Genomic DNA, 5,513 nt, shown 5'->3' with positions numbered 1-5,513 from the left:
TCAGTTTGGAAGACTGAGGTTTTACCACTAAACTACACCCGCATTATTAAATTTTAATCTTAAGTGTTTCCTCAACACTTAATCTATTCTATCATAAGCAGTTGTTTTTGTCAACAACTTTTTTTATCTTTTTTTATTTCTTTTCAGAAGTTTGTATTACTTCTTTAAGACTTTTTAAGTTTATCATTTATAATATTTTTTGTCAAGAGTTTTTTTTATAAATTTCTTAACATTTATTTTAAAAAAATGCTTTATTGTTCGCCTTCTCTATCAGAAGACTTTTACAATTTTATCATCACTTTTACATAATGTCAATAGAAAATAAAAAAAAAGTTTAGAAATATTCTTTTTTCTTTATTCTAAACTTTTTCTACTATATTATGTTATTATTTTGTTGTTTGTCTGTGAACTATTCTATATGGAAGATTCATTTCATTTGTTTGAGTGTTTAACTCTGATAGTTCTTCTTCGTCGATTTCTTCACCTTTACGTTTTGCTTTTTCGATATCTATTATTTTTGTTAATACACGCATTGAAACTGCCCCAATATCGAATATTGGTTGGAATACAGATGAAATTTTTGGTCTTGTCATATTTATTAATTTTGTATTTTCTAATGAAATAATTTCTAAATCAGCAGGTATACTTAGTCCTAAGTCTAAGGCTTGTTGCATTGTAGCTAAGGCAACTTCATCAAACATTGTAATAACTGCTTGTGTATCTATATTACTTAGAGTTTTGTATAATTTGCTGCTTTCTTTATATGTTCTATAGCCATCTATAATATTTTGAGATTTAAAATCTACTTTTTCAGAAGCTAAGGCATCTTTATATCCTTTAATTATTCTTTGAGTTTTTTGACTCTCATATTTATCTATAACTAAAGAAATATTTTTAGTTCCTTTCGCTAAAAATTCTTTAGTAACATCATATGCAGCTTTTTCATAATCAATATTTACTGAATAAAAATCAGAATCTATTCCTAAATTTCCTGCTAATACCACTGGTATTTGAATGTCTTGTAAGTAATTTTTTGAACTATCCGATAGTGAATGACCTAAATAAATAATACCATCCACCTGTTTACTTACAAATGATGCGAATATGTTTTTTTCAATTTCTTGATCATCACATGAGTTTGCTAATATAATGTTGTATTTATACATATTAGCTACCGATTCTATACCACTTACTATTTCTGCAGAAGATAAATCTGCTATATCTGGTAATACTATACCTATAGTTGTTGTTTTTTTACTAGCAAGTCCTCTGGCAACAGCGTTAGGCGTATATCTTAATTTTTTTATAACCTCTTGGACACGAAGTCTCGTATCTTCTTTTACATTAGGATTGTTATTAACAACCCTAGATACAGTTGCCATCGATACTTTTGCTTCTTTAGCTACGTCATATATCGTTATTGTCATAGTCTTTCTCCTCTACTTTTTACTTTAAATTTATTTGATAACTTTTAAAAACCTTTTCATCCTAATATATTGTACCAAATTTTTTACTATAAGTCCAGTAGTTGAAAACAAATTTGTTTATATTTTTATATTTTCAAAAAACGTTTACTTTATTATAAATATAACATTTAACCACTTTAAATTTTGTAAAAAAAAGAAGAATTAAATTCTTCCTCAAATTTAAGGTTTAAATATAATTCTTCTATAATTTTTCTTATTTAATTATGCTTCTAAAGATGCGTAAGCTTTTTCTAAAGTTTCTTTTAATACTTTAGCAGAGTGTTGCATTTTAGCTGTTTCTTCTTCAGTTAATTGTAATTCAACAACTTCACGAACACCTTCACGTCCTACGATAGCTGGAGTACCGATGTATAATCCATCAATTCCGTAGTGACCTTCACAATATCCACTTACAGCTAATTCTACATTTTCATCACGTAAGATTGCTTTAACGATTGTGAATAATGCAAGTCCGATTGCGTAGTAAGTAGCACGTTTACGGTTAATTACTTCGTAAGCAGCACGCATAACTTTTTCTTCTACATCAGCGAAATCTTCTTTAGTATATTTAGATGTTTCTAAGAATTTATCAAATTGTTTTCCGTAAACATTTACGTTACTCCATGCAGCAAGTTGAGTATCTCCGTGTTCCCCAATGATATATCCACGAACACTGCTTGGTGCTAATCCTAATTTATCTCCTAAGATGTAACGGAATCTTGAAGAGTCAAGAGTAGTTCCTGATCCAACGATTCTGTTTCTTGGGAATCCAGTGAATTTTTGTAAAGCGTTAGTTAATACGTCTACTGGGTTAGATGCGATAACGATAACTCCATCAAATCCAGAAGCAACGATTTGTTCTGACATATCTTTAACAACTTTAATGTTTTTATCAACTAGGTCAAGACGAGTTTCACCTGGTTTTTGTGGAAGACCTCCAGCGATTACGATTACGTCTGCATCAGCACATTGCTCGTATCCACCTGAAGTTACTTTAATAGGTGGTACTAAAGCTCCACCGTGGTTAAGGTCCATTGCTTCTCCTTCAGCTTTTTCAGCAAAGAAGTCGATTAATCCTAACTCTTCACAAAGTCCGCTTGAATATAATTGATAAGCAAAGCTCATCCCTACCATTCCTGCTCCTATTAAAACAACTTTTCTATTTTTCGCTTTCATAAGAAAACCTCCATATAATGTATATATTTTTAGATATTTTTAAGTAATTATTTTTACTATTTTATTTATATGAGATAAACACTATAAAAGTCTTTATTAAAGTATAAATATCTCATTTCCCTTAGAATTATATCATATTATTGTAAAAAAAGAAAGTGTTTTTATTCTTGAAAAATATAACTTCTTGTTAGTAATCTAAAGAAATTTTCATATATTTTTTACATTTTATGATATATTATTTAAATATTAATTAAAGCGTTTTCCTTTTGTTGTCTTACTTTTTGCTTATACTTGTTGTATAAAATAATTTTTTGGTTTTATTTTAATCTCTGATATTTTTTATATTTTTTTTATGATTTTTTTTTAGTTGTATTAGTTAACTCTTAATTTCTGTATTTATTTTTTAGCTCTCTGTACTATTGTTTTATCAATGTTCTTGTTCTTTGTATTATTATAGTTATCATTTTCTCATATTATTTAAAAAAAATTTTGGATGTTTTATCACTTATCCTTATAATTAATTTTCCCTGAATTAATCAAAGTGCTTTATCGTATATAGGAGTAACTCAAAAATCATGATTTCTTAAGAAACAATACTTTGTCGAATCACCCCCTCAAAATTTATTAGATATCTAAAAAGTTTTTCTAAAGCGTATTTAGATATCAATAAATCTCTGCGTTTATTAATTTTCATATGTGTTAACCCCTAATACACTAACTAAATAATTCTATATGATAGAAAAAAGGATGCCTTCTGTACATTACAGATCGACATCCAAATAATTAAATTAACTATTTTTTGGTACTAATTTTTGAGTACACTTTGATTTTTTATTTTTCAATAATATTTCCTTTTGAACTACAGTGTACTAGTGTTACTAATAATACCGTAGCAGTTAAAATTAACACATATAATCCTTTATTCCAATCTGAAATATCTCTTATGTATCCTAGTAATGGTGGGAATATTGCAGCTAATAGGTATCCTCCAGATTGAGCTAAACCTGATATATCTGCCGCTTCTCTTTCATTTCTTGATTTAGCTGAGAATAGATACATTACATAAGAGAATGATCCTCCTCCAGCTAAGGCGAAGATAATAATAAAGATTAACATTGTTGCGAAATTTCCATTTGTATATAACATTCCTACTAATGATACTAAGTATCCTATAGTAATAATTACAGGAATAATTAGTTTATTATGTAGTTTATCTGCTAAAATCGGTACGATAAATGTTGATGGGAATTGTGCAAATTGGCTTATTGATAATAATAGTCCTGCTGTTTCTGGTGTGAAACCTTTACTAATCATTATTTCTGAAAACCAAGAAACACTGCAATAAAATAGTGCTGATTGCAGCCCCATACTTAACATAATTGTCCACATTTTTGAATATCTAAAATAACCATGTACTTTTTCGTGATTATCTTTTACTTCACTTATATTACTATTTTTAGACATTCTAGCATAAATAATAATATTAATTACAGCTATAATAATCCAACCATTTACCGCAAGAGCAGTTGAGAATTTTTCTCCACCGATACTTGAACTTAGAATTGGATAACTTATTCCCGCTGCAACAGCTGCTCCTACATTCATAACAACAGCATAAAATCCAGTCATAAGTCCTAATTTTTCAGGATAATATTTTTTAACTAATCCTGGTAATAATACGTTACCTATTGTTATCCCTACGCCAATTATAAATGTCGTAATAAAGAATACATATGTGTTAATATGAAATCTTAGACCTAATCCTATACTTATTATTATTGCAGCTAATAATAATGTTTTTTCTAATCCTGCTTTATTTGCAATTTTTGCCACCATGGGACTAAAAATCGCAAAAGCAATTAGTGGAATTGTCGTAATAAATCCAGCTACTGTATTGTTAATGTCTAATATTGATTTTAATGGACCTAATATTGCCCCTACTGAAGTAATAGGTGTTCTAAGGATAAGCCCTAAAAAGATAACACCTAGTAAAACTAAAATACTACTCTTTTTCTTTGTCATTGTTCCTCCTAATTTAACCTTAAAAAGGGGAGTAACTCAAATATACTGATTTTGTATAAATCATATTTAAAAAGTCACCCCCGTATAGTTAATAGATATTCTAAAATTTATTGGGAGTGACTCAAAAATCGTGATTTCGTAGAAATCGATTTTGTCGAGTCACCCCCGCACAGTTTATTAGATATCTAAAGAGCTTTCATAAAGCGAATTTAGATATCAATAAACCACTGCGTCTAAGAGTTTTCTTGTAAACTTTTTTTAAAATTTAGTACTTTTGGGTCATCCCCTTATCTATAAACCATTACGTTTTAAATTTAATAATTGATTTTACGGATCTTTATATTTTAATCCGCTTCCCCTATTTATTATTAGTAAGTTCTTACCGGTAGAATTAACTCAATAATTTCTCTATGATAATCACTTGGTTGAATAATAAATGCTGTTAGTTCACCTGAAAATTTAACAATAATTTCTTCTGCGGCAACTGCTGCTACAGCATCTTTTAAGTACTTACCAGATACAGAAATTTCAAATTTTTCCTCCTCTAATGTAGATGAAACTTTTAATTCTTCTACAGCACTTCCTAAATCTTTAGATTGAGAAGAAACTTCTAATAAATTATCAGTAACAACTAATTTTATAATATCATCTTTATCTTCTCTACTCATTAATGCCACCCTATCAACAGCATTGAAAAATTCTCTACTGTTTGCCACAAATGTACATTCAAATACAGTAGGAATAAGTTTATTAGTATTTGGATAATTTCCACTAATTAATAACACTGTATAAATTACATTTTGATAATAAAGAACTATTCTATTATTTTCATAGAAAATTTCCACTTGA

Annotated in this window: 3 protein-coding genes and 1 pseudogene; all 4 read right to left on the bottom strand. The window is 28.4% G+C overall.

What is annotated here, in order from left to right; translation table 11 throughout:
- Positions 1-386: 386 nt before the first annotated feature.
- On the bottom strand, positions 387-1,427 hold the full coding sequence (locus RWQ73_RS07485; RefSeq protein ID WP_314407737.1) for a LacI family DNA-binding transcriptional regulator: 1,041 nt from the start codon (positions 1,425-1,427) through the stop codon (positions 387-389).
- A 261-nt stretch (positions 1,428-1,688) separates the two neighbouring features.
- A complete protein-coding gene (locus RWQ73_RS07480; protein WP_314407735.1) occupies positions 1,689-2,642 on the bottom strand; it encodes an L-lactate dehydrogenase in 954 nt (317 codons plus the stop codon).
- A gap of 831 nt (positions 2,643-3,473) precedes the next feature.
- Positions 3,474-4,664, bottom strand: a complete 1,191-nt coding sequence (locus RWQ73_RS07475) for an MFS transporter (RefSeq protein ID WP_314407733.1) — start codon at positions 4,662-4,664, stop codon at positions 3,474-3,476.
- A 368-nt stretch (positions 4,665-5,032) separates the two neighbouring features.
- Positions 5,033-5,513: pseudogene (locus tag RWQ73_RS07470) on the bottom strand (DNA polymerase III subunit beta); the annotation flags it as partial.

Origin of the sequence: uncultured Gemella sp., assembly GCF_963525875.1 — a bacterium.
GTDB lineage: Bacteria > Bacillota > Bacilli > Staphylococcales > Gemellaceae > Gemella.
Note: the sequence above shows the minus strand (reverse complement) of the source record. Positions and strands in the feature narration are given on the sequence as shown.

Bases quoted from the DNA above. Each gene is read 5' to 3' on its own strand.
- RWQ73_RS07485 (WP_314407737.1), bottom strand. From the start codon at position 1,427: ATGACAATAACGATATATGACGTAGCTAAAGAAGCAAAAGTATCGATG.
- RWQ73_RS07480 (WP_314407735.1), bottom strand. From the start codon at position 2,642: ATGAAAGCGAAAAATAGAAAAGTTGTTTTAATAGGAGCAGGAATGGTA.
- RWQ73_RS07475 (WP_314407733.1), bottom strand. From the start codon at position 4,664: ATGACAAAGAAAAAGAGTAGTATTTTAGTTTTACTAGGTGTTATCTTT.